Annotated in this window: 16 protein-coding genes; 5 read left to right on the forward strand and 11 right to left on the reverse strand. The window is 59.5% G+C overall.

Going from position 1 to position 25,737, the window contains the following annotated elements; genetic code table 11:
• Window positions 1-162: 162 nt before the first annotated feature.
• The 10 genes from HMPREF2894_RS08215 to HMPREF2894_RS08260 form a co-directional block, all read right to left on the reverse strand.
• Window positions 163-1,509: a glycosyl hydrolase family 28-related protein gene (locus HMPREF2894_RS08215; protein ID WP_070678771.1), complete on the reverse strand. Its 1,347-nt coding sequence runs from the start codon at window positions 1,507-1,509 to the stop codon at window positions 163-165.
• 589 nt (window positions 1,510-2,098) lie between these two features.
• Entirely contained in the window at window positions 2,099-3,097 is a 999-nt protein-coding gene (locus tag HMPREF2894_RS08220; protein WP_371325814.1) for a bile acid:sodium symporter family protein, read from the reverse strand.
• Window positions 3,098-3,324: 227 nt separating this feature from the next.
• The gene (locus HMPREF2894_RS08225; RefSeq protein ID WP_049352713.1) at window positions 3,325-4,968 is read right to left on the reverse strand and encodes a M48 family metallopeptidase; all 1,644 of its coding nucleotides are present in this window, start codon (window positions 4,966-4,968) and stop codon (window positions 3,325-3,327) included.
• Window positions 4,969-5,273: 305 nt separating this feature from the next.
• On the reverse strand, window positions 5,274-6,410 hold the full coding sequence (locus HMPREF2894_RS08230; RefSeq protein ID WP_049352711.1) for an acetate/propionate family kinase: 1,137 nt from the start codon (window positions 6,408-6,410) through the stop codon (window positions 5,274-5,276).
• A gap of 274 nt (window positions 6,411-6,684) precedes the next feature.
• Window positions 6,685-9,537 carry a hypothetical protein gene (locus HMPREF2894_RS08235; RefSeq protein WP_246827036.1) on the reverse strand — a complete coding sequence of 951 codons (2,853 nt, stop codon included), beginning with the start codon at window positions 9,535-9,537 and terminating at the stop codon, window positions 6,685-6,687.
• Window positions 9,538-9,930: 393 nt separating this feature from the next.
• Window positions 9,931-11,211 carry a Fic family protein gene (locus HMPREF2894_RS08240; RefSeq protein WP_049349870.1) on the reverse strand — a complete coding sequence of 427 codons (1,281 nt, stop codon included), beginning with the start codon at window positions 11,209-11,211 and terminating at the stop codon, window positions 9,931-9,933.
• A 146-nt stretch (window positions 11,212-11,357) separates the two neighbouring features.
• Complete coding sequence (locus HMPREF2894_RS08245) at window positions 11,358-12,446, reverse strand: diacylglycerol/lipid kinase family protein (protein WP_070665604.1); 1,089 nt, start codon at window positions 12,444-12,446, stop codon at window positions 11,358-11,360.
• Window positions 12,447-12,694: 248 nt separating this feature from the next.
• Window positions 12,695-14,002, reverse strand: a complete 1,308-nt coding sequence (serS, locus tag HMPREF2894_RS08250) for a serine--tRNA ligase (RefSeq protein WP_049337800.1) — start codon at window positions 14,000-14,002, stop codon at window positions 12,695-12,697.
• Window positions 14,003-14,128: 126 nt separating this feature from the next.
• The gene (gene pheA, locus HMPREF2894_RS08255; protein WP_070665606.1) at window positions 14,129-15,076 is read right to left on the reverse strand and encodes a prephenate dehydratase; all 948 of its coding nucleotides are present in this window, start codon (window positions 15,074-15,076) and stop codon (window positions 14,129-14,131) included.
• Window positions 15,077-15,267: 191 nt separating this feature from the next.
• Window positions 15,268-16,155 (reverse strand): spermidine synthase, encoded by an 888-nt coding sequence (locus HMPREF2894_RS08260; RefSeq protein WP_070665608.1) that lies wholly within the window; start codon window positions 16,153-16,155, stop codon window positions 15,268-15,270.
• Window positions 16,156-16,247: 92 nt separating this feature from the next.
• Between HMPREF2894_RS08260 and HMPREF2894_RS08265 the strand changes: the two genes are divergently transcribed.
• Together HMPREF2894_RS08265 and pta are read left to right on the forward strand one after the other, a co-directional pair.
• Window positions 16,248-16,871: a GNAT family N-acetyltransferase gene (locus HMPREF2894_RS08265; RefSeq protein ID WP_070634674.1), complete on the forward strand. Its 624-nt coding sequence runs from the start codon at window positions 16,248-16,250 to the stop codon at window positions 16,869-16,871.
• Window positions 16,872-17,065: 194 nt separating this feature from the next.
• Complete coding sequence (pta, locus tag HMPREF2894_RS08270) at window positions 17,066-19,156, forward strand: phosphate acetyltransferase (protein ID WP_070678777.1); 2,091 nt, start codon at window positions 17,066-17,068, stop codon at window positions 19,154-19,156.
• 181 nt (window positions 19,157-19,337) lie between these two features.
• Here the strand turns inward: pta and HMPREF2894_RS08275 are convergent, their stop codons facing one another.
• Window positions 19,338-19,787 carry a hypothetical protein gene (locus HMPREF2894_RS08275; protein ID WP_070678780.1) on the reverse strand — a complete coding sequence of 150 codons (450 nt, stop codon included), beginning with the start codon at window positions 19,785-19,787 and terminating at the stop codon, window positions 19,338-19,340.
• 313 nt (window positions 19,788-20,100) lie between these two features.
• Here HMPREF2894_RS08275 and HMPREF2894_RS08280 point away from each other — a divergent pair, with 313 nt between their 5' ends.
• From HMPREF2894_RS08280 to HMPREF2894_RS08290, 3 genes are all read left to right on the forward strand, one after another.
• Window positions 20,101-23,328 carry a DUF3427 domain-containing protein gene (locus HMPREF2894_RS08280; protein WP_049344637.1) on the forward strand — a complete coding sequence of 1,076 codons (3,228 nt, stop codon included), beginning with the start codon at window positions 20,101-20,103 and terminating at the stop codon, window positions 23,326-23,328.
• Between the two features lie 558 nt (window positions 23,329-23,886).
• Window positions 23,887-24,597 (forward strand): DUF6318 family protein, encoded by a 711-nt coding sequence (locus HMPREF2894_RS08285; protein ID WP_070678783.1) that lies wholly within the window; start codon window positions 23,887-23,889, stop codon window positions 24,595-24,597.
• A 349-nt stretch (window positions 24,598-24,946) separates the two neighbouring features.
• On the forward strand, window positions 24,947-25,737 hold a 791-nt coding region (locus tag HMPREF2894_RS08290; protein ID WP_246827037.1), incomplete at its 3' end, for a peptide ABC transporter ATPase.

Here is a 25,737-nt window from a genome sequence, read left to right on the forward strand (position 1 = left end):
ACTGTGATGCATGCTCCCCTGCCCTGTTTTTCTACAGTTTTTCGGCTGTTTTGGGTGCGGGTTAAACGCCGAGGGGCGGGGATTACTCCCCGCCCCTCAGGCGTATGCGTTTTAAGATTTTGTAATCACGAGCCTCAGCCCGCGTAGCTCAACCCGCGAGGGTTAGCCCATGAACACGCCGTTGCCGCGCTTCTCCAGCTGCTTCGGCGCGAAAGTCGCGTGGCGAATATGATCCACCTCGATGAGCACGTTATCGCCCATAGCACCGGTCACGTGAACACGGCGGCCAACCATGTTGTTCTCACCAATACGGTCATCCTTCGCGGACGCAGTCGTAATGTGCATATCGCGAATGTTGTTCTCAATGTAGAAACCGTACAGGGAAGCCTTCGCCCAGCTGTAAGGGTTGTGCGAACGAGGAGCCACGAAGCGGCTACCGCGTGCGTTACGGCCAATGTACCAGTTCGCCGCCTCGTCACCTCGAGCAGCGCCGGTAACAGCATCCTGGAAGCTCGAAGACTCACCCAGGCAGCCAATGAACTGGTTGTTACCCCACTCCACGAGCCAGCCGTGACCGGCGTTCTCCTGGGCGGTGCAGCCAATGAACATGTTGCGGGTGCCCTGAATGAACCAGCCTGCACCCACGTGGCGGGTCTTCACCTCGTACAGGGCGTTCTTACCCTGGTTGCGCTTGTTGAACCAGCTGGTGGACGCCTCGAACTTGGACTGAGAAGTGTAAATCTCGATGCCCGCGTAGGTGCCGAAGCTCATGTTTGCGTCAGAAACGTCAATCATGGAGAACTTGTTATCTGCCGCACCGGGGGTGTCACCCTCACGGGGGCGCAGCGGGTGGCCGACGGGCTTACCGACCAGCAGGCCCTGACGCAGGGTCTGACGGATGCGCAGCTTGTCAATCTTCATGCCCTGGTCGTCCAGGCCCAGGATCGCAACGCCAATGGCGGTGTCCCAGATTTCGATGTTGGACAGGGTGGGCACTGCGTCCGGCTCACCGGGGTTAGCGTCCGCAATGCGGGTGTGGAAGATGACGCCTGCAACGTTGTCGACGGGCTGGGTGTGCTTCTCCAGGAAAATCTGGTTGCTCTTGGAGTCCAGCGGCAGGTTGTACTTGTTGGTGCGGATGAACAGGTCACGCACGCCCATACGCATGGGCTTGTTCTGGTTGGTGCCACCGCTCATGGGGGTGGTGTAGCTACCGGTGTGGAAAACGCCGGTGCATTCGTAGCTACCGTTCTTGGTGGAGGGAATACCCTTGTCGGTGAAAGCGACGATTCGGGTTGCCTGACCGTGGCCGAAGATCTCGACGCGGTGCTTCATTTCGATGAAGGGGTAGGAGACGCGGTACATGCCGCCGGGAATCTCCACAGAGCCGCCGCCCTGCGCAGCAACATCATCGATAGCCTTCTGGATAGCACTAGTGGAGTCTCGTACGCCGGTGGGGTCAGCGTTGTACTTGGAATCGCATACGTTCACGCTCATGATGGTAGCCATGGAGTGTCCTCTTTCTTGGCGGATACAGACAGCGATTAGCGCATAGATAGAATCTAAGCGCGTCATTAAGCTGAGTGTATCCAGTTGTGTTTGAGTGAATAAATGGTTTTGAGCTTCCTTCCGGTTGAGGGAGTGAGTCTCTTCCGGTGTGGGATGCGGGCGGGGAGTGAATCCGCTGCATCAATGCTCGTGGGCGGTGTGAGGGAGTGAATCTCAACCATTCCCACATGAGTCATAAATTCTTGCATACAGGATGCAAATCTGTCTAACCCATCGACAAAATATTCTAGGGCAAAATTGGGGCTTTTTCGCCGCTCAACACCCGATAGTGTTGATTGTCTCGCCGGTCACTTTGATGCAACAGAGTGCACATAACCCACAGAAAACCAACTGACCAGTACAAATACCATATTTTGCACACAAACGCACTAGTCAGAGAGTTTTTCGATGAATGCGCGCTATATCACTTCATAGACAGGTCATCCAGTCCCAAAGAACCCATTAAAACCCCTCATCAGAGGCTTATCTCACAGGCTCAGAGGCCCCCAATAGCACCCGCCGAGCACCCCGGCAGATAGGGTTCAAGCCCCTACTGAACTTCCTTCGCGGAGGCGGCACCCACCACATCCAAGCGCGCATAGCGGCCCGCAAGCCAGGTACAAATCATCAACTGAACCTGATGGAAAATCATGATTGGCAGCATCATCAGACCCAGCGAGCCCGCACCAAAAATAATGATCGCCATCGGCAGGCCAGCCGCCAGCGACTTCTTCGAACCGCAGAACTGAATCGTAATGCGGTCGGCACGGTTGAACCCCAGGCGCTTAGCCAGCTGGTCGGTCAGCCACAGCATGAACACCACAATAATCGCCATGAGCACAACCAGCAGCACAATCTGCCACCACGCCACGCGCGTCCACACACCCTGCACCACCGAGGCAGAGAACGCCGAATACACAATCATCATGACCGAGAACTTATCCAACCACTTGGTGGTCGGCTTCTTGGCGAACTCCCCCACCCAGCGGCGCGTCAGCTGACCGAGCACAAACGGCAGGAACAGCTGAATGGCAATGTCCAGGAAGACCGTTCCGGAGAACTCAATATGGCCCGTGTTCATCAGCATCATGGCGAGCAGCGGGGTCGCCACCACACCCACAATCGAAGAGAGCGAGGCGCTCACAATCGCCGCCGCCACGTTACCGCCGGCAATCGAGGTGAACGCAATCGACGCCTGCACGGTCGAGGGCACAAAGGTCAAGAACAGAATGCCCATGTACAACCCATCACCGAGCACAAGACGTAGCGGTGAAAGCGCCAAACCGACCAGGGGGAACAGCACGAACGTGCAGCTCAGAATCATCAGGTGCAGACGCCAGTGGGTCAGGCCGCGAATAGCCTCCGCGGTGGAGAGGCGAGCGCCGTACAGGTAGAACAGCAGGGCGACCGCGAACTTCGTTCCGGTGCTGAACCATTCGGCGAAGTCGCCGCGCGCCGGCACAATAATTGCGAGGATGACCGCGCTAATGAGCATGGTCAGCAGCGGGTCGAGTTTGATGGAGCGAAGTGATGAAAGCATGCTGTCCATTCTAGACCTGCGCCTATGTGAAGGTGCCGGGGTGCCGGGTACATCTCAGCTACAGGGCGGGGCGGAGGTGAAGGTTACGGGCGGCTGTAGCAACCTACTGCGAGCCTGTGAGGAGGCGGTTAACAACCGAACCCACCGGAGCGCCTAGGCACCCCGACGGGTTCGTGAAGGTTATTGAGCTGTGCGGCCCAGATGAGGCGCTTAGAGAGCGCCCGGGCGGCTACTAGCTACTTCTTATCGCCGTCGAAGCCATAACCGTACGAGCCACCCTCAGAGGAGCCGCTACCGTACTGGCCGTAACCGTACTGCTCAGGAGCAGACTGGCCATTAGAAGACTGTCCGTTAGGCTGACCATTAGAGGACTGCTCAGGGGCGGGCTGGCCTGCACCGTTCTGGGCCGCACCATTCTGACCTGCGGCAGGCTGACCGAAGCCGGGCTGCTGACCGTAGGCAGGCTGATTAGGTGCGGGCTGACCCGGTGCGGGCATCTGCGGGCCACCGGGAGCACCCGGTGCCGGCACGCCACCGGCGGCAGCGTACGCATCCCAACGCTGACCGTGGAAGGCACGAGCCTGCTCGGTGAGCCAGCCAGCAAACAGCGTAGAGTTCGCATCAAACTCGGGGGCGTTCTCGGGCTTGGAGTACACATCCACGGTTTCCAGGGTGTGGTCAGCCCAAACATCCTGGTGTTCACGCATGAACTCGGTGGACTGAATCGGGTCGGGCCACATGTGCACCGGCTCCGCCGCCGGAATCAGGACAGGAACGCGCGGTGCGGCGTCCTTGACCGGGTTCTCAGTCGGGCGCCAGAACAGGCGGCCGGGCTGGGTGCGGTCACGCAGCGCATGCGCACGCCAGGTGAGGATGGGGTGGCTTGCCAGGAGGTTCACGTACCAGACGGCAAGGCCGCGGTCGGTGACGGCACGGTCGGCAAGCTCATCGAAGTTGACCTGCTTGTTCAGGTACTTACCTGCCGCAAGCACCTTGACAGCACCCTCAGCACCCTCGGGGCAGAAGCGGTAGCCGAAGTTGTCGGCGGTGTACTCCTGCGAGCGGGACAGCGCACTCGACAGCACCGGAATCTGGTTGAACAGCGTGGTGAAAATCAGACGGAAATAACCGACGTGACCTGCGGCGATGTGGCCCACCTCGTGGCCAATGATGAAGCGCAGCGCCTGCGGGTCACGGGACTTACCGCCGATCTCGAACAGGTCAGAGTACAGGCAGATGTAGCGGCGGAAGCCGTGACCTGCCGCGAAAGCGTTCATCACGCCGTTACCGAGGATGACGTACGCATCCGGCACGCGGCGCAGGCCTGCCGCCTCAGCTGCTTCGGCGAGCATCTGGTACGCCTCAGGGAACTGGGTCGGGGTGATGCGCACACCGCGAACACGCTGCTGCGCGTAGTAGATTGCACGAACAATGAAGATGGCAATCGGGCCCAGGATGAGCAGACCAACCGTCTGGAAAATCAGGTCTTCCAGGCTTGCGGAGGTGCTACCAGAAGGTACTCGAACCGAGCCTTCACCGGTTGAGCTGAAGACGTAACGCATCATCGAGCTGAACAGGTCAGCCAGCGCCATGAACAGCACAATGTAGCCGACCGCGGTGACCGCGTAGGCGGCGACCAGCCACGGAATTTCGGAGGGGTGACGCAGCGCGTGCAGCACCTTCGGCGGCAGCATCGACTGGTAGGCGAAGAGCTTCGGCTGGGGCAGGGGACTGACCGGCTTCTGGCGCTCGTCTTCGGGGAGCCAGCCGGCGGAGAGGTCCTGCGGGAGGGGCTCACCGGGGGCGTGGAATGCCTGCTGGCCGGGCTGGGCGTTGAACTGCCCGCCGGGCTGCTGGTGGTTTTCAGGGGGTTGAGTCATGTCTCGTCCGCTTCGTATCGAGTGTTATCTGATTCCACTCTATCGTTTTTGGGCACTTACTAGTGAATGTGAATGCGCTTTTTCTCATAGAATGCCCATTCGCGACGCTACAGCACGCCCCAGCACCGGAATACACAGTATCGGAATACACAGCGCCGGGGCGCACAGTGCAGAGACTCCGGGACACACAGTGCAGGGGGCGCACCGCCTTGCGGGCATAAGAAATCCGCCGCAGCACCCATATGACGGGACGCTACGGCGGATTACTTTACGCTGAGCCGCCTACACGGCGGGGTGCGTGGGGCTTAGAGGCTCTTGACGAGTTCCTCGGTAGCCTCAGCGATAGCCTTCTCCTCGTTGGTGGGGATGACCAGCACCTTGATAGCGGAATCCTCGGTGGAAATCACGCGCGGCTCGGGGGAACGCTTAGCGTTCTCTTCCTCGTTGTACTTGATGCCGAGAGCGCCGAGGCGGTCCAGGACCAGCTTGCGGAAGTCGCCGGAGTTCTCACCGATACCTGCGGTGAAGATCAGTGCCTGCGCGCCGCCAACAACCAGGTTGTAGCCGCCAATGTACTTCATCAGGCGGTAGGAGGTCATGTCCAGTGCGAGCTGTGCACGCTCGTCGCCGGACTGTGCAGCCTCAACGACCTTACGCATGTCGTTGGAGCCAGCCAGTGCGAGCAGACCGGACTCCTTGTTCAGGATGGTGTCCAGGCGTTCACCGTCGATGCCTTCACGGGACAGGATGGTGGTCAGTGCCGAGGGGTCGATATCGCCGGAGCGGGTACCCATGATCAGGCCAGCCAGCGGGGTGTAGCCCATGGAGGTGTCGACGGACTTGCCGCCCTTCACAGCGGTCACGGACGCGCCGTTACCGAGGTGAGCAACGATGCCGTTGAACTCGTCGCGTGCAATGCCGAGCATGTCAGCTGCAACGTGGGAGACGTACTCGTGGCTGGTGCCGTGGAAGCCGTAGCGGCGGATGCTGTACTTGTCAGCCAGGTCGTAGGGGATTGCGTAGCGCCATGCTTCTTCGGGCATGGTGGAGTGGAACGCGGTGTCGAAGATTGCAACCTGCGGCAGGGAGGGCCACTTGTGCATTGCTGCGCGCATGCCCTGAGCGTGTGCGGGGTTGTGCAGCGGTGCCAGCGGGGAGAGGTCGTCGATCTGCTGGACAACTTCCTCGGTGAGCAGGGCGGGGTGGGTGAACTTCTCTGCACCCTGCACCACGCGGTGGCCGACTGCCTGCAGCTCACGGCCTGCCAGGACGGGCTCGAGCTTCTCGGACATGATGTCGAATGCGACCTCGTGGTTGGGCACGTCGGTGCCGATGTTTTCGACGAGGCCGGAGGTCAGCATCTGCTCTGCCTCGGGCAGGGAGGTGTCACGCACCTGGTACTTCAGGGAGGAAGAACCGGCGTTCACAACGAGAATAAGCATGAAAGTATCTTCTTTCGTAGTTTTCTTTTCTGCTCCATTCTCGCACTTTTCGAGCCTGCGTGCGAGACGGCCCCGACCGCGTTTTTAACGGGGGGTTTTTATCGCGGGCGGTATCAGGGCATTATCGGGGGCAGGAGGGGCGGGTGTGCACAGTGTGGCGCCGTACTCGTTCAGAAGTGCCACCGACGAATCGGTCCAGGCTATAGGTTTGGCCCTATAGATTCGCATTTCGTCCTCGATAGTTCTTGGAGAAAAACGTAGTACTTGGGTCAGCTCACGCATCTAAATTCACCACTTCTTTGAAACGATCAAGGTTAGAGCGCGAGTGAAGGACAATCACAACCTGCTTGTCACTGCCCTCGATAGCGCACGCCATCGATTCGAGCTCAGCGCGCTCCTCTGACGGAGTGAGACCCTTCAAGGTCTCATCAAGCAACACAAGCCGGGCAGCGCCTTCACGTAACACGGAACGCGCAAGCATGAGCCCGCTCGAATTCGATGCTTCAGATGCGAACGGATCGATATCTGGTACGATCACCACTTCGCCTTGGGGATACCGGCGGTATAGAGCATCAAGCATGACGGACTTCCCCGCGCCAGTTGGTCCAATCAAGGCAACCATAGAACACCCAGAGTCAAGAACGCTCTCAAGCAGAGCCAGGTCAGCAGACCGCACGGGCGGATAAGAACGGTCGGCCCGGTACTCTTCAAGCATCCGAACACGCTCCGCAGTCAAGCTGACTACACCAACCTGTTGCAGCGTCTCCACCGTAGATTGGATGCCAGATGACAGAGTTACTGCAAAATATATTACGACCGCGGGAGCAACCACTGAGTTCAATCCTTCGACCATCAGTGCCAATACCACTGCAGAAACATTCAGTGACAACACAAGCAACTGGATCAGTCCCGTACGCAGTGCGTAGGCGTTCGCCAACTGAATCGAGCTGCTGACGTATGCAGCCTCCGAATGAGCGTAGGCTTCTTCTCCAGCCCGACGCAGCCCTGCACTGACGGGCGCAGCGTGTAAGCCAGCCTGGGCACCAACCACCCCGATGAAGTCACCTCGGCGATTGGCAGCCGTCGTCGAGGCAGGGAGAATCCACTTTGAACCCTGACGCATAGCAAGCATCGCTAGGGGTGCTACCGCCAACACAGCGATTATGAACAGCGGGGCGCCAGCCACTGCGCCTCCGATGAGCATAAAGGTCTGTAGAATGACCATAAATACCGAACCCAGGGCGCTAGGCACCGACATCTGAAGGTCGGAGAAGTCTTCACCCATCCGCCCCATGACCGCACCGCTTGTTCTAGGACTAGCGAATCGATCGAGCCTCCGTATAATCCTGTCGTGCAAATCGCTCAGCCTAGCGATGGGAGCCAAGTAGAGCGGGCCAAAGAACATGACGGACCCAACAATTGCTGCCAGTGCGCAAGCAGCTGACACTCCAGCAACCTGAGCAGACAGCCCATCACTGTGAGCAATCGTCAATGCAAAAGCAACTTCGGATCCGCTCAAGAGTAGGGCGCCACACGTAATCCACACCAAATGCGGTCCAAACAACAACAGGGCCGATCGTCGGAATGTGGCACGCTTCGGCTCAGGGTCAGGAAGGTCCTGTCCCTCGCTCACATCCGTCGAACCAGCATCTGCCTCCTTAGCTGCCCCGGGGCTATGAGCCTGCAACTCAAGAGGGTCTACCCTCGCATCATTGCCGGAGGTGAAGGCACTCGGTACGTACTCCTCCGAGCTTGCCAGAAGTGTGCACGTTGGCACGCACTCTAAGATCCTCTCGGCAACCACTTCTCGTGTTACAGGATCAAGCGCTGCGAACGTATCGTCCAAAATTAGCCAGTCCGGTTTGTCTGCCAAAACGATAGCGACAGCAGCACGGTGTCTCTCTCCTGACGACAAGGTTGTTGCGTCTTGCCAGAACCGCCCGATCACATCCTCAGTGAGCCCCATACCTAAAGCGAGGCTAGTGAACCGGGATACCTGATGTGGCGAAGCAGAAGCTCGCCACGCTGACAACACCGAATGGGACACTTCCGGGTTGCGTGGTACGAAAGCAGAATCGGGGGTGGTCACGGATGTGCGCAATGCTTCAGCGCGCTCAGACGTAGATGCAAGCACCTCTCTAGAATTTGAAGGCTGCCCCACCAAGTCCTGCTGTTTAACCGTGCAATTTGGAGACGACTCGAGCTTGTCGAGCTCACGCATCATTGGCACAGCGAGCCGAATAACCCGATAGTTTACGATGTTGTTCTGCACCGCTGCGTACAGGTAGCGGGCTGCCAAAATAATTCCAATACCAAAATGAGCGGATGGCCAGAGCCACGCGCCGAGAACCGCAACCACAGCGAGCACCGCAGTTAGTGCTCCCCGTTCAAGGAATCCATTCAGGACCTGCAACGGGACCCGTCTGCGCAGAAGCTGCTCTTCGGTGTTTCGGATGCTAGCGACCTTGTCCAGGGCGGTACCCCAGCTGGGGATGCTTCGCCCTCGAGGCAACGCGTTTGCTACACGCTGGATCCACTGCCTACGCTCTCCCTCTAGAGCGACGTACTGTTCCCATAGTCGGCCCACCAAGTTGATGAGACGGACGCTGACGAATACCAATCCAGTGATGAGCAACGTAGCGATGGCGCCGCTTGCACCATATAGCGCGAGCGAAGCCGCGAGAAAGGCAATAATCTGAACGGTTGAAACGGCGAAATCAACAACGAAGGCAAACTGGCTGATCTGTCCTGGGTATGTGAGAACATGCCCGTGAGCTTCCGGCGGATGGGATGACCTACTAAAGATGTCCCGGAAACGGCGGTATGTGAGCTGTCGAACCGCGATCGTGAGAATAAGCTCTTGGCGTTCCTTCACCCAGTACCCTAGGCTTTCAGCCAGGAAAGCGAAGATGAGTAACCAAATAGCACTGCCTGGGGTCCTCTCACCTGACGTTACCTGGCCGATACCTGCCGTAATCATCAGAGCCCCTGCAACATTCAGTAGGCCAGCGGTGAAGACGGTGAAACTCGTGCTCGTTGGCGCGAATACCAAAGCAAGCCAGCGGATCCGTCTCGGCAGGTTCCGCGCTATCCTTTGATAGCGTACATACAAGTGCTCGATGGGCATGTCTCTCAGATGCAGGCTAGGAGCGCTCTGTGCTTCGCCCCGTCGCTTGTGATTAATCACCATTACATTTCCAGTCATTCGGTATTCGAGTTCAGGTGTACGGCCTCGTTAAACCGCAAAATAGATATCCAGAATACTTTCTGGTGTTCTGAGTGGTGGAAGCACCCGGAAGCATTATGTCGCCTGACCCTAATGTAGCAGACATGGGATGAATCACACGGCGACTACAGGAGCCTTACACAATGGTGGCGTGAGCAGATGGATTACCACATACCGATACTTATGTCTGCAACCGGCCCGTTCCGCTACTGCAAAGATGGATTCCACGATTCTGCCAGTTATAGGCGGGATACATTCTGGTGCGGCCCCTCCCCTGCTTCTTATGCTCGCGGGCTATTCTTCGTCGTCATCAACGGCGGGCAGGCCCAGCAGGGCGGTTCCCGCCTCGGTGAGGGACCAGCGCATCGTGCGGCCAGCCTTCACACCCTCAACAAACCCAAGCCCCTGCAGCAGTTTGAGCCTATCGCGCAGAGTCGGCGCCGTAACCCCCAGCGCCTCCTGCAACTCGCTCGAAGTGGGGGCGACTGGCGCACGGAAAATCTGCACCTGCCCCAGCAGGTACAGCAGCCGCAGAACATCATCAAACTTCTTCGAAGTCAGCCCGGGGGTGCCACCCGTCCAGGTGCGGTTGCCCTCCAGCTCAGCGATACGCCTGCCAAGGGCACGCCACGCACGGTCGCGTGACTCCAGTTCGTCTACCAGGTGCTCCTGAGCCTGCTCGATCAGCCCCAGAAAAACATGCAGAAAACCGGTCACCTCACCGTAGTTGAGGGGTTCTTCCGCCGCGCTAAACGCCTTGTAGTAGCGGCTCTTCTGAATGTTGAGCGTGCTCGGCAGGGTGAGGGTCGTCAGCCGGGTGAGCGTCTGCCCCAGGTGGGCTACCAGCAGGTACCTGCCCAGGCGGCCGTTGCCGTCGTAGAAAGGGTGCGTGTACTCCACCATGAAATGCGTGGCGATTGCGGAGAATAGCGCCGGCACGTTCGGGTTGAGGGCGTGGTTGAGCGCCGCCTGCACGTTGGCGATGATGGTTGCTTCACTGTCGGGGGCGCGGTGAATTTCGCGGGTGTTGTCGTGAATAACCACGGGTTTGGTGCGGAATAGAGCCCCGTCTGGGCGGTCTTCTTCCGCGAGGTGCCCTTCGAGTAGCGTGTCGTAGAGGCTGCGCACCTGCTCAACCGTGGAGGGTGGGCGGCCTGCCCCCAGGTCTTTGAGGAGGTTCACGAATTCGACGGCGCGCTTAGCGCGGGGGTCCTCGCTGTCGCCGGAGGTGAGCGCCTCAGAGATGAGCTGGCGTGTGGTGTGCACACCTTCGATACGGTCGGACGCCACGATGCTGCGTACTGCCAGGTCGAGTAGGTAGCTTTGCATGGCGATGCTGGGCAGTTGGGAGCTCAGCTGTTCGATGTGCCGTTCACGGCGCATGATGCGTTCGAAGGATGCGAGCGCGGTGCGGTCTGCCAGGTAGAACAGGGGGTGCTCCCCTACCGTGAATTCGTTGAGGAGGTAGGTGGAGTGGCCGTTGCGGCGTGCCTGCAGTTCGGTTTGTGCGGCGGCTTTGCCGCGTTCGTGGAAGATGCTTTTGAGGGTGCGGTACCTTGTGCCGGTGGTGTTCACCTGTGCCCTCCTTGATGGTGTAAAAAATCGCGGTTTTTTTCATTATCCTCCTGATTTTCAGGAAATAGTGAAAAAATCCGCGATTTCTTTCATAATCCATGTCATATATAGACGATTTGGGGTGCTACCCCCTTTCGCCACCCCGGCTAGAGCACCTCGGGGTGAACCGCCACCTCCACGGCGGCAGGCAGCACACGTGCGCTAATGCGGTACGCCGACGGTGCCGGGTCGCCATCCACCTCAACCGGCTGCGCACCCTCCGGGAACTCCAGCACCACCTCGGACCCCACCAGGTGGCGAATCACCGGTAGCTCAATGCGCGGCGAACCCAGAATCGTACGGCGCGTAACCTTCGCCATCAGCAGGCCCCACTCCACCAGGTCACGCGGGGACGCCACAATCACCTCAAGCTTGCCGTCGTGCACATCCGTCATATCCGCCAGGCGAATACCGCCCTGCAGGCGACCGCAATTCGCAACCAGCACCGAACGCATGGGCAGGATGCGGGGCTCCCCACCGTCCACGCTGATGCGCACCGGATGCGACCTGCCCAGCATATGCTTCATGCCGGACTGCACATACGCCACCCAGCCGAACTTCGCCTTAATCTCCTCGTTCGTGTCGTTCATGACGAGCGCGTCGAAGCCGGCACCACTCATCACAAAGAACGTGTGTTCGGTTTCTTCGCCGGTGGTGCCCGTAGTCGTCATCTCAATCGCGTCAACGTCCTGACCCGCGCCGTTGAGCGCAATATTCACGCACGCCGCCACGTCACTCACCGGGATGTACAGGTTGCGCGCCAGCAGGTTGCCGGTGCCCATCGGCAGAATACCCAGGCGCGGCTTGGGCCCCTCGTGATGCGCCAGCGCCGCCGCCACGGCACGCACCGTGCCGTCACCACCTGCGGCAATCAGCAGGTCAACGCCCTCGGCAATCAGCTCGCGGGCGGCCTCTGAGCCGGGCTCGTCCACGCGGGTGGTGCGCACCAGCGCCTTCGGGTGGCCGTTCGCCGCGAGGATACGTTCCAGAATCTCAATAGCCACCGCAACGCCGGGCTTGCTCGGGTTGTACACCACGCCCACGCGACGACTGGGGCCGGTAGGCAGGGTCGGCAGAACGCCGAAGGGCGCACCCAGTTCGATAGCGCGTCGGCGCGCCTTCTTGCGGGCACCAGTGGCGGAGGCGGTCAGCGCCGCCGCCGCAGAAACACCAAGGAGTTTACGGTAAAGAGGCATAGTTCTTAGACTACCAGGATACGCAAAAACCCGCCCACCGTTTACGCGGTGAGCGGGTTTTTCAGCTGGTTGTGAGATTACTCAGCAGCGACTGCCGGGATAACCTCGGCGCCACCCATATACGGGCGAAGAGCCTCAGGAATCACAACAGAACCATCAGCCTGCTGGTGGGACGGAGGTGGGGGATTCCGAGCGCGCGAGGCACCAAATCCCCCGCCGGAGTGGAGACTCACTCCAGCAGGCATCCCTTATTCAGCGATAGCCGGGATGACCTCAGCGCCGCCCATGTAGGGGCGAAGAGCCTCAGGAATACGTACAGAGCCGTCAGCCTGCTGGTGAGTCTCCAGGATGGCAACCACCCAGCGAGTCGTCGCCAGGGTGCCGTTCAGGGTCGCTACGGAGCGGGTGCGGCCCTTACGCACGTTGCCTGCCTCATCCACGGTATCCGGGGTGCGCTCGCGGATGTTCAGACGGCGCGCCTGGTAGGTGGTGCAGTTCGAGGTGGAGGTCAGCTCGCGGTAGGTGCCCTGGGTGGGGACCCACGCCTCGCAGTCGAACTTGCGGGCTGCGGAGGTGCCCAGGTCGCCTGCGGCGGTGTCGATTACGCGGTATGCGAGGCCGCAGCGCTGCAGCATTTCCTCTTCGAGGGACAGCAGCTTTGCGTGCATCTCTTCTGCCTGCTCGACGGGGCAGTAGACGAACATTTCAGCCTTGTTGAACTGGTGCACGCGAATGATGCCGCGGGTGTCCTTACCTGCGGAGCCTGCCTCGCGGCGGTAGCAGGAGGACCAGCCCAGGTACTTCTTCGCACCCTTCTCAAAGTCGAGAATTTCGTCGGTGTGGTAGCCGGCGAGCGCCACCTCGGAGGTGCCGACCAGGTACAGGTCGTCGCGTTCGAGGCGGTAGATTTCGTCGTCGTGCTTGACGTTGAAGCCGGTGCCGTTCATGATTTCGGGGCGTACCAGGGTGGGGGTGGTCATCATGGTGAAGCCGTGCTCGGTTGCGAGGTCGAGCGCCATCCACATGAGTGCCTGTTCGAGGCGTGCTACCTGGCCCTTGAGGAAGTAGAAGCGTGCGCCGGAGACCTTTGCGCCGCGTGCCATGTCGATGCCGTCGACGAGTTCGCCGATTTCGAGGTGGTCGCGCGGTTCGAAGCCTTCGATGGTGAAGTCGCGGGGGGTGCCGACTTCCTTGACGACTACGTAGTCGTCTTCGCCGCCGACGGGTACGCCGTCGATGATGAGGTTTTCGATGCTGCTGATCAGTTCCTCGTATTCGGCGGTTTTCGCTTCGGAGGCTGCCTTTGCTTCGTTGACGCGGGCTGCCAGTTCCTTCGCCTGTGCGACGAGGGCGGGCTTTTCTTCCTTGGGTGCCTTTGCGACGGTCTTGCCGAAGGCGTTCTGTTCGGCGCGCAGGGTCTCGTATTCGCCGATGAGTGCGCGGCGTGCGGTGTCGGCTTCGAGGATGCGGTCGACGTGGGTTTCGTCCTTGCCGCGTGCTCGCTGGGAGGCGCGGAAGACGTCGGGGTTTTCGCGGAGGAGGTTAATATCAATCACTGTTTTATCCTACCTAATCTTGCGGTGGGTTGTGGGCGGGGTTTGCGCTGGTGGGGCGCGGGTAGGTGCGGGGGTGTCTAGCGGCGGCCGGCTGGTGGTGCCGCCGGGGTGTTGTTAGTGGTGCCGCTAGTGGCGCTGCAGCTGTGCGGGGCGGCCGTTCGGGAAGAGTGACTCGACCCATTCGTGTGCGGCGTCGAAGGAGCCGTCGGAGTGGATGGCGTCGACTTCGGTGTTTTCGTGGTCGGCGCGCGGGTAGGAGCCGAGGAATTTCAGCGTCGGGGAGACGCGGTGCAGGCCGCGCAGGGCGTCGCGCATGCGTGCCTCGTAGATGTGGCCGTCGGCGTCGATGCTGAACGAGTAGGAGCCCATGCCTTCGCCGGTGGGGCGCGATTCGATGCGGGAGAGGTTCACGCCGCGCACGGAGAACTGTTCGAGCAGTTCGAGCAGGGCGCCGGCGCGGTTGGTGGGCAGCGGCACGGTCAGGGTGGTCTTATCGGAGCCGGTCGGTTCGGGGATGTCGGCGGTGCGGGAGAGCAACACGAAGCGGGTTACGGCGTTCTTGTTGTCGCCGATGTTGTCCTGCAACACGTGCAGTTCCGGGTGGTAGTTCAGCAGCGCCGGGGAGCAGATTGCCGCATCGTAGGTGCAGCCCTCTTCGAGCAGGCCGACAGCCGCCGCGGCGGTGGAGGAGCCGGGCAGGTAGGCGGCGGTGGGCACATTCTCCTGCGCCCAGCCGCGCACCTGCGCCCAGGCGTGCGAGTGGGTGGAGATGGTCTTAACGTCTTCGATGCTGATGGGCTTTGCAGCGACCAGCACGAAGCGGATCGGTACGAGCACCTCGCGGATGATGCGTACACCCTCGCTGGCTGCGATAGCGTCCAGGGTGGCGCTCACGCCGCCCTCCACGGAGTTTTCGATGGGCACCATGGCGGCGTCCGCCTCGCCCGCGTTCAGGCGTGCGAGCGCGTCGGGCACGCTGGTGGCGGGGATCCGTTCGGCGTCGGATGCGCCGGGGACGCTCAGCAGGGCGGATTCGGTGAAGGTGCCGGAGGGGCCAAGGTAGGTGTATCGCATGCCACTATAGTAGCGTCTGCTGTGGAGGGGGCACCGAATTTGGCGATAGGTTAGTGACTTTGGCGGTAGTTAAAAGCCCCCACCAAAGTCACTAACCTATCACCGAAAAACCTAAGCCATGGCCGAAAGACCTAAGCCATGACCAGAAAACTTAAGGCCGCCACCGAAAACCCAGGCAACAGCTGAAACCGTTACCTCACGAACTGGCGTACACGCGCGGTGTCCCAGTACTGGGCGGGCACGCCTCCACCCATGAGCTCACGGGCGATAGCGGCAGCCTGCACGGAACCAGCCTCCGGCAGGGGCGCGTGGGAGCCAGCAATAATGACGTTGCCGCGGCGGCGGCCCTTCAACATTGCCGAATCCGCCACAATGCACACGTACTCGAACACCTCAAGCAGGGCGGACGCCTCGGCGCGGGCGCCGGTCAGCGCAGGCCCGTCACCGCAATTGAGGATGTACAGGCCACCGGGTGCGAGCGACTCGGCGACGGTGCGGGTGAACTCGACGGTGGTGAGCGCCTCGGGGGTGGTGTCCCCGGCGAATACGTCACGAATCAGCACGTCGCGGGATGCGGGCGCGAAGGTTGCGGTGACGGCACCCGCCTCGCCCACGCGAATCTTCACACGCGGCGCCTTGGGGATGTCGAACCAGGCGCGCACATACTCGGCGAGCTTGGCATCCAGCTCAACGACCGTGTTGCGGCTGGTCGGGTACAGGTCGGCAAAATAGCGCGCCATCGAGCACGCGCCACCACCCAGGTGGGTGATGCGCAGCTTCGCAGCGTCCAGGTGCTCCTCCACGTGCGAGGAGACGACCGCGGCAATCCAGCGCATGTACTCAAAATCCAGCTGGCGGGGCTCACCCACAATCACGTGGGAAGACTGCACACCATTAATGAGCAGCAGCCAGCCGTCAGCATGGTAGCCGTCAGGGACCAGCTCCGCCTCACCCGTAGAAATCGGGTACACGCCAGCGGCGGCACCCTGCACGGGGGTGCTCTCGGTATCGTCGATGCGGTTCTTCTGGGTCTTCTGCGTCTTTTGGCTTTTCTTCGGTGCCCTGCTCTTTTTCGCCATACCCACTAGCCTAACCGACAGCCCGCACGCCCCTAGCGTACGCACCCGCAAGGAACCGCCTCCACAGGGGCTGGCTGAGTAGACTAGAACCCATGGGATTTGTATGTCAGGGCCGCTACGCGCTCGCACCGATTGAACCGACCGACGCCGAAAAATACGTCAACCTGCAGCTGGACTGCATGGAGCAAACCTACGACCCAATCTACTTCGACGCGCTCGGAGAAAGCTTCACCGCCCGCCACCGCGCCGAACGCAACGAATACCTCGAAGACTTCCACCGCCACCTCTCCTCCCCCACCGTGCGCGGCTTCTTCGCCTATGAGGTGCCCGGCTGGACCCCCGACGGCGGGCTCTCCTGCTCCATCGGCGCACGCATCGACTGGGATAAGCCCGTCGGCCTGGCGCTCTCCCTGTGTGAGCCCTCCTCCTGGGAACTCGAACGTACCGACAACCTCCCCGAACTGCCCGCAGGCACCCGTAAACTCGTGCACCTGTACACCCTCAACCACACGCACGGCACCGGGCTCGGACAGGCACTCTACGAATCCGTCATCTACCCGGACGAAAACTCCTACCTATGGGTCATGGCAGAAAACGAACGAGCGCTCTCCTTCTACGAGCGGCTCGGCTACCGCAACGAAGGCGTGTACTTCCAAGCACGCGGCTCCTGGGCGCCCGGCCACAGCGTCCGATACACGCGCATCCTCAACCCCTAAACGGCACACCACAACAGGGAAACAGCCCACCCACATGACGCAGCGCACCGCACCCCCTGTTAGGCACCGCCCCCCACAACGCCTTAAGATAGAAGATGACATATAAGCTCGACGCACCCGCGCACAGGAGCACATACACCCCTGCGCAACCGCGGGACCCAGCGCCGAACATCGCATAGAAGGACAGTAAAACAATGACCACCGGTCTTTACCTCTCCGCTATGTCCCAGAACTCGGGCAAGTCCCTCGTAGCCCTGGGTCTAGCAGACTCCCTCATCAAGCGCGCAGACCGCGTCGGCTTCTTCCGCCCCGTATTCGACGGCGCAACCATCTCCGACGACCCCATGGCACGCCTCATCCGTGAACACTTCGGCCTGACCGAAGAGCAGGTCGGCGGCGCAGTCTCCATGACCGACGCACTCGCACTCATCGCAGAAGGCGACACCGAAGAAATCTCCGCACGCGCAGTCTCCGCCTACGAAAAGGTCGCAGCAAACAGCGACGTCGTAATCGTCGACGGCGTCTACCTGCCCGCCAACGCGCTCTCAGTCGAATTCGACCTGAACGTCCAGATTGCACGTGACCTTGGCCTGCCCGTCGTCGCAATCGTCGGCGCACAGGAAGAAACCGTCGAAGAAGCAGTCACCGCAGTCGACGTGGCACGCACCGAACTGCTCGCCTCCAAGGTAGACCTGCTCGCAATCATCGTCGGCCGTGCAGAACCCGAACTGCGCGACGAAATCGAAAAGTCCGTCAAGCGCGGCGACGCAAACCTGCCCGTCTACGTACTGCCCGAAATCCCCGAACTGAACGCACCCACCGTCGGTGAAGTTGCCGAAGCCCTCAAGCTCGACACCGAAGGCATCAAGGCAGAAGACCTCAGCCGCGACATCCACGGCATCAAGGTCGCAGCAATGAACGTCTCCAACTTCCTCAACCAGTTCGTCGACGGCGACTTCGTCATCGTCCCCGGCGACCGTGCAGACATCGTCGCAGCAACCCTCGCATCCGCACTGGCACCGACCTTCCCCGCACCCTCCGGCGTGCTGCTCACCGGCGGCCTGGACGCGCTGCCCGGCAAGAACACCGCAGTCGGCTCCCTCATCGACAACGCGCCGTTCCCCGTGCTGTCCACCACCAAGGACACCTTCAAGTCTGCACGCGCAGTCTCCCGCGTCCGCGGCACCCTCGAAAGCGGCCACCAGCGCAAGCTCGCAGCGGCAATGGGCGGCTGGGACGAGCACGTCAACAAGGACGAACTGCTGGCACGCCTCGAAATTGAGCGCCCCGCATCCATGACCCCGCTGCGCTTCCTGCACAACCTCATCGAGACCGCACGCGCAAACCGCCGCTCCGTGGTCCTGCCCGAGGGTTACGACGTGCGTATCCTGCGTGCATCCGAAATCATTGCACGCCGCGACTTCTGCGACCTGATCCTGCTCGGCAACCCCGCCAAGATCGCAGAGATCTGCCGGGCCGAAGGTATCGAACTGCCCAGCACCATTCGTATCATCGACATCGAAAACAACGAGTACACCGAGGACTTCGCAGCAACCTACGCTGAGCTGCGTGCACACAAGGGCGTCACCATTGAGGCTGCTCGCGAGCGCATGACCGACCCCTCGTACTTCGGCACCATGCTCGTCTACAAGGGCATCGCCGACGGCATGGTTTCCGGTGCAGTGAACACCACCGCGAACACCATCCGCCCCTCGCTCGAGTTCATCAAGACCCGCCCCGGCACCAAGATCGTCTCCTCCGTCTTCCTGATGCTGATGGAAGACCGCGTTCTGGTCTACGGCGACTGCGCAGTGAACCCGAACCCCAACGCAGAGCAGCTCGCCGACATTGCGAAGGCATCCGCAGAGACTGCACGCCAGTTCGGCGTCACCCCCAAGGTTGCTATGCTGTCCTACTCGACCGGCACCTCCGGCGCCGGTGCGGACGTGGACGTTGTGCGTGAGGCAACCGAGCTCGTGCGCGCATCGAACCCCGACTTCGCGGTCGAGGGCCCGATTCAGTACGACGCTGCATCGAACATGTCCATTGCGTCGACCAAGCTGCCCGGCAGCGAGGTCGCCGGTCAGGCTACCGTGTTCATCTTCCCCGACCTGAACACCGGTAACAACACCTACAAGGCTGTTCAGCAGTCTTCGGGTGTTGCCGCTGTGGGCCCGGTTCTGCAGGGTCTGCGTAAGCCCGTGAACGACCTGTCGCGCGGTACCACCGTTGAGGACATCATCAACACCGTTGCGATTACCGCAATTCAGGCGCAGAGCCTGTAAGCCGGTTTTTGACCGCTGAATGAGGCCGCCCCGGCCACTGCACCCCGTGTGGGTGCGGTGGACGGGGCGGTTTTTTAATGCGCCGAGAAGCCACATGTGTTTCGAAAAGCAACATATTACGTGGCTTCTCGAAACACATGTGGCTTCTCAAGGAGGGGTTTTGGTGCAGCTCCCCCCCCGGTTAGTCTTTGCGGCGGTCGGGATATGCTCGGTCGAGGCGCACATAGTTAATCACGCCAAGACCAGCCATGCCCACGGCGGTCAGAACCGGGCCGAGGGCGGGCGGGAAGAGCCAGGTGAGCCCCGCCTCCACGGTGTAGGCGATGAGGCGGCAGATAAGGTAGGTGCACACCGCCACGAAGAGCGCGTAGGCGACGATGATGCCGACCGGGCGGGGCTCGTAGCCTTCTCGTCGGGCGCGCAGAGCGGCACCCAGGGCGTTACCCAGATACAGGGCGAGAGCACCGACGACGACCGCGGCGGTGAGGGCACCGTCGAGGAGCGTGCGCGGGGTCAACGGTGCGGTGCCTGCCTCAGAGAAGAGGTTGAGGATGCGCACCGCGGCGTAGACGTAGCAGAAGATGACTGCCGCGCGGATGGTGAGGGGTAGGTTAGTCCAGAAGGTTTTCATGCGGCCCCTTTCGAGGTGGAGGGCGGGCTTCTGTCTGGGTGTTACTCCAAGGATACCTAAGAACGCCGGCCTGTGATGCGAATCAATAGCGTTTGGGCTGGTGTGTTCTGCGTGCGGGGCGCTGTTTTTATTGCACCGAGAAGCCACATGTGTTTCGAAAAGCAACATATTATGTGGCTTCTCGAAACACATGTGGCTTTTCGAGGAGGATGCGGGGCAGAATTTTTGTAATTACAGGATTCCGCCACCCCTACCCCGTGAGCCGGTGACCACCCAAGCAGCGGCAAACCGCCCGGGCTGCTAGGCTGCTGCTATGACCACAACTGACGAAACTCTCCCCCTGGGGCTCTACGAACACCTCAAGAGCGCATCGCTCATGAGCCGCACCATCCCTGAAGGCGCGCAATGGCAGGAAGAAATCCTCGAAAAGGACGACTACAACATCCCCGAACTGCTCACCCAGTTCTTCGCCACCCAGCTGGCCCCCGCCCTCGAAAGCCTCAAGACCCCCGCAGACCAGGTGGAACTCATCAACCGCATGATGGAGCTCCTGCCGCAGGATGCCGAAGAGCAGAACGATTCGTTGCTGACCGATGACGACAGCAACGTAATTCAGATGCGCGAGCTCGCCCTCACTGACGCAAAAACTACGCGCCCCGATATTCCTCTGAGTGACGTTGCTCTGATGACGAATACTTCTAAAGACCTGAATCTCAATACTGAAATTCAGAAAGAATTAGAAAGTGCAGACCGCGTAGATTTGCTCTGCTCATTTCTTAAAATGTCCGGCGTTAATAGTTTGAGTGAGCAGCTTAAAGCTATTAAAAATCGCGGTATCCCTTTCCGCATTATTACCACCACCTACATGGGCGCAACCGACCGCAAGGCTATCGACCGCCTCGTTGAAGAGTACGGTGCCGAGGTAAAAATCAGTTACCAGGGCGACAGCACCCGACTGCACGCGAAGGCCTGGCTGTTCCACCGCAATACCGGCATGTCCACCGGCTATGTGGGCAGCTCGAACCTGTCCAGTGCCGCACTCACTGACGGCCTGGAGTGGAATGTTCGCATCTCTAACCCGATTACACCCGGCCTGATCCGCCAGTTTGAAGGCCTGTTTGAAAGCTACTGGAAGAGCGGCGATTTTACCCTTTACACCGCCTCTGACCAGGAGAAACAGGAGTTGGATACTGCCCTGGCCAAGGCGGATATTACCGGCCGTAAAAGCAAGGGCCTGGAGTACGATATCGACTCGTCCCTGCTGGATGTGCACCCGTTCCCGCATCAGGTGCGCATGCTCGAAGAGATGCAGAACGCTCGTTCTAAGGGCCGCCACCGTAACCTCGCCGTGGCCGCAACCGGCACCGGCAAAACCGTGTTCTCGGCTCTCGATTACAAGCGCCTCTGCGAGCAGTACGGCAAAAAGCTAAAGTTGCTTTTCATTGCACACCGAAAAGAAATCCTAGACCAGGCGCGCCGCACTTTCGGCGACGTCATGCTTAAAGGTAATTTCGGTGAGCTCCTGACCGGCGGCAAAAAGCCTGAATATAATGAGGCTGTTTTTGCGACCGTTCAAACGTTGTCAGGTGCCGCCCTCGAAAGTTACGCGCCGGACTATTTCGACGTCATCATCATGGACGAATGCCACCACATTAAGGCCGCCAGCTGGGACAAAGTTTTCAACTATTTTGAGCCCCGCGAATTTATTGGCCTGACCGCAACCCCCGAGCGAGAAGACGGGGTGAACATCGCCGACAAGTACTTTGACGGCTACGTGGCGACCTCAATCCGCCTATGGGACGCACTCGAAGACCACCTCCTCGTACCCTTCCAGTATTTCGGTATTGCCGACGGCACCGACCTGCGCCGCATCAACGTTCGAAGCGGCAAATACGACGAAAACGCCCTTGAGAACCTGTACACCAAGGACGAGGCTGAACGCCGCCTGCGCATCATCGTGGAGGAGCTACGCGAGAAGGTCGACAACCCCCTGCGCATGAAGGCACTCGGGTTCTGTGTGAGCGTGAAGCACGCCGAATACATGGCGCAGAAATTCAACGAGGTCGGTATTCCCGCTGACTTTTTGGTCGGTACAGATTCCGCCGAGCGCCGCGCCGAGGTCATGAAAAACCTTGCAGACGAAACGCACGAGCTGACCACGATCTTCACCGTGGACCTGTTCAACGAGGGCGTCGATATTCCGAGCGTCGACACCCTCCTGATGCTGCGCCCCACCCAGTCGCTCACCCTCTTCCTGCAGCAGCTGGGCCGCGGCCTGCGCCGTGCACCGTTGAAGTCTGTTCTGACGGTCCTCGACTTCGTGGGACACCAGAACAAGAACTTCATGATTCACAGCAAGTACCGCGCTTTTGCACGACAGGGCACCCTGACCGAGCAGGACGTTAAGAACCCCGAGCTGCCGGCTGGCTGCCACTTCCACCTGGACGAACTAACTCAGAAGCAGGTCATCAAGAAGATTCGCGAGTCCCTACGCATGAACCAGAACGCCCTCATCGACACCGCAAAGAGCTACCTGGAAGATATGCGCCGAAACTCCACGGACCTCGATATTCGCCCCACCGTCATTGACTTCATCAACCGCTACGGGTTGGGACTGCCGCAGATTTACGGCCGCAACAGCAAGATGACCCTGCCCGGTATCACTAAGCCCGTCGCAACAACCTGGACCAGCCTCCAGGCCGCGAGTGAACTGTACCCCGACCTGGTGGTTCCCTTCCAGGACAACGTGGCCGTCGAGACGAATAAGCGCGTCAAGGCACTCACGCACGTACACGACACGTTCCGCATTAACGCATACCTGGAGCTGCTAAACACGGACATCCTGGAGCAGGACATGACCGATGAACAGCGCCGCCACGCATGGATGCTGCTGTTCTCCATCTGGCCGAAGGCCAAGTGGGACGGTTCTTCTGAGAAGTTTAGCCTCAACGAAGGCCTGGCGACTCTGCGCAAGAACCGCGGCATGCTGCAGGAGCTGGAGAGCGTATGGAACTTCAACGCCGGTACGGACACCACCTCCACCCTGCCGCTCTTTGAGGGTGAAGGCATCCCCCTGCGCACTCACGCCCTCTACTCCCGCGAGGAACTATTCGCCGGACTGGGCGGCCAGGAGGAGAACTTCAAGGTACCCGGCGGCGTGGTCAACGGTGTTGTACCCTTCGACCCGACGAACACCACCGCGTTGCTGGTGACGTTAGAGAAATCTGAGAAGCACTTCTCCCCGGCCACCATGTACAAAGACTACGCCATCAGCACTGACGAGTTCGCATGGGATTCACAGAGCGCGACAACCCCCGAAAGTCCGACGGGTCAGCTCTTCCAACACCACGAGGAGCGAGGCCGACGCATCGTGCTCTTCGCCCGCCAGCACAGGGAGAATAGGCTCGGCCCCGAACCCTACATGTGCCTGGGCACCGTGAAATACATTTCTCACGAGGGCTCCAAGCCGATGCATATTCGCTGGTCGTTGGACCGGCCGATGCCGGCGTCCATGTTCCAGATCGCGAAGATTGCCTCGTAGGCGCTGAATAACCGCAGCAGGCGGCCCCGGATGCGTGTGTGTCCGGGGCCGCCTGCTTTTTAGACCGAGGTTTTCGATAGGTTAGTGTCTTCTCCGTGGGTCTTTAACCCGCATTAAAGTCACTAACCTATCGACGAAAAGGCTAAGTCATAGCCCATAACCAGCTCCCGACCACCTGGCGCAGCCGGAGATTCGGTCATGGGTTACGGATTTGTGCCATAGGTTAGTGTCTTTGGTCGTAGTTAAAAACCATGGTCGAAGACGCTAAACCATGGCACAAATTCTGCAGAAGCGGCGCCTCCGCAGGCGCAAAGATATTTGATGCATAAAGCATTGAGAAGCCCGAATAATGACCAACCACCGTCATCATCCTCAAAAGAATGCAAACGACGGCAAACATGCGGTAGGGTGGTAACTGTAGTACTCAATAGCGCACCGATGCGCTTGTTGAGTGAACTACAGGGCTGTTTTCCTTCCGGCAGTCAGCTTGACCTGCAAATAACGGCCCGACTAGTAACTAAACAACACACCATCACCGACGATAGGAGCGTATCTTCTATGGAATCGACCATTCTTAATCGCCGTACCCTGCTGGGTAGCGGCGCACTTGTGGGCCTGGGGGCCCTGCTTGCGGCGTGTGGCCAGCAGGCAAATAACGAGGCGGCAGCCACCGCAACTGCCGCACCAAGCGAATCGGCATCTACTTCTGCTGCGGCATCTGAATCTGCATCAGCTTCAGCAACCCCCTCTACTGTCCGAGGCTACTCGGGCGGCTCGAAGGCGCCTGATGGCGAGTACCGCCCTGCGGACGGCAAGGGCCCTGCTCAGAACGTGCCGAAGCCTAACGCCCCTGAAGAGGGCTATCGTGAGAAGTCTATTGAAGGTATCCGTAAGACGATGGATGCTTGGGTGAAATGGACTAATTACGGAATTCAAGTAGGCGATTTTACGGAATCCCGAAAATACATTTCCAGTAATTTTGAAAGTGAACTTAAGGGATATAAGAGCTTTGAGGACTTGTATAAGCGCGGCGGGTGGATTATTGATGGCATTGACAACTATGTTGCTGATGGAAATCCGTGGTCTGAGGATGGGGAAACCTATTTTTGGAAGGCATATCGCGAGTGGAATTATATAACTCTTGTGGAGCCTACCGGAGAATGGCACCGAAACCGAAATATCCAGAAGGATAATGACACCTGGAAATTTGAATTTAAGTACTCCGACTCTTCATGGAAAATTATCGGTTACGAACAGGTAGAAGACTAAAATAATGAACAAAATAATAAAATGCAGTGGGATTTTTTCTCTATCTTGCATTCTAGGATTTTGCGGTACCACTAACGTTGATGCATACGTTATTACTGCGCCTTGTTCTGACACATCAGCTAAAGTTTGCCAAATCGAAGTTGAAACAACTACTTCGCGAGGCAGTCAAGATGGTTACGATGAGAAAAATACAGGTGCAGATAATGCCAACCAGGAAATTCAGCAACAATATACTTATTCCACGGTAAATCAGGGAAACGGCGTAAAAGTTACCTACGCCAACGAAAATCCCAATATTATGTCATGCACAACCAAAGACGGAAGAATAGGAACATTCAAGTTCACAAATATGTCGCTTGAATCTGGCATTCCTGTAGATCACGGAAGTCCCCGAAGCCCTTCCTCTGCTAGTTGCATCCCGAACAATACCCGCACCTTCACCAGTGCCGACAGCCCAGGTCCCACCGGCCCGACCTACGAAGAAGTCATGGAGGAAATCCGCCACGCAGCAGAATCGCTAGAACCGGGTAAGCCGACCCTGCATCAGTCCTATAACAACCCCGCAGGCACTGGCCGAGCAGAAGGCGACCCCAACGTCTACAAGGGCGACCAGATCAACTTCTACGTCGATGACGGAGGCCCCTACCGCCTCGAAGCAGACATGCTCGCCGGACACGTCGAAATTGAGCTCATGCCCTCCTCCTATGTCATCGAGTACGGCAACGGAGATACAGACACCCACTACACGGCAGGTCAGCCCGTGACCACCTATCCCCGTGAACGCCCGCGTGAAACCGCAACGAGTTACGCCTACCAGCGCTCTGGCAACTTCCACGCGTATGCGACCGTGCACTACACGGCTCGTTTCCGTGTGGATGGTGGCCCGTGGCAGATGATGGAAGTGACCCCGCAGGCGACCAGTGACCCGTTGCTGGTGCGTGTGTGGTGGGTTGATGTGGGACGCGTGGCAGGTGACTGCAGCTACGACGACACTCGCTGGGGCTGCAAGAACGATCCGACTATGGGCAAGCCGGATAACCCGAACCCGCGTCTGCGCAAGGCCGATATTCGTACCGGTCAGCGTTGGCACCTGAACGATAATGGTGATGGGGATACGGAGTATTCGTTGCACCGCGACTG

This window comes from Rothia sp. HMSC066G02 (genome assembly GCF_001813145.1).
In the GTDB taxonomy this organism is placed as follows: Bacteria; Actinomycetota; Actinomycetes; order Actinomycetales; family Micrococcaceae; genus Rothia.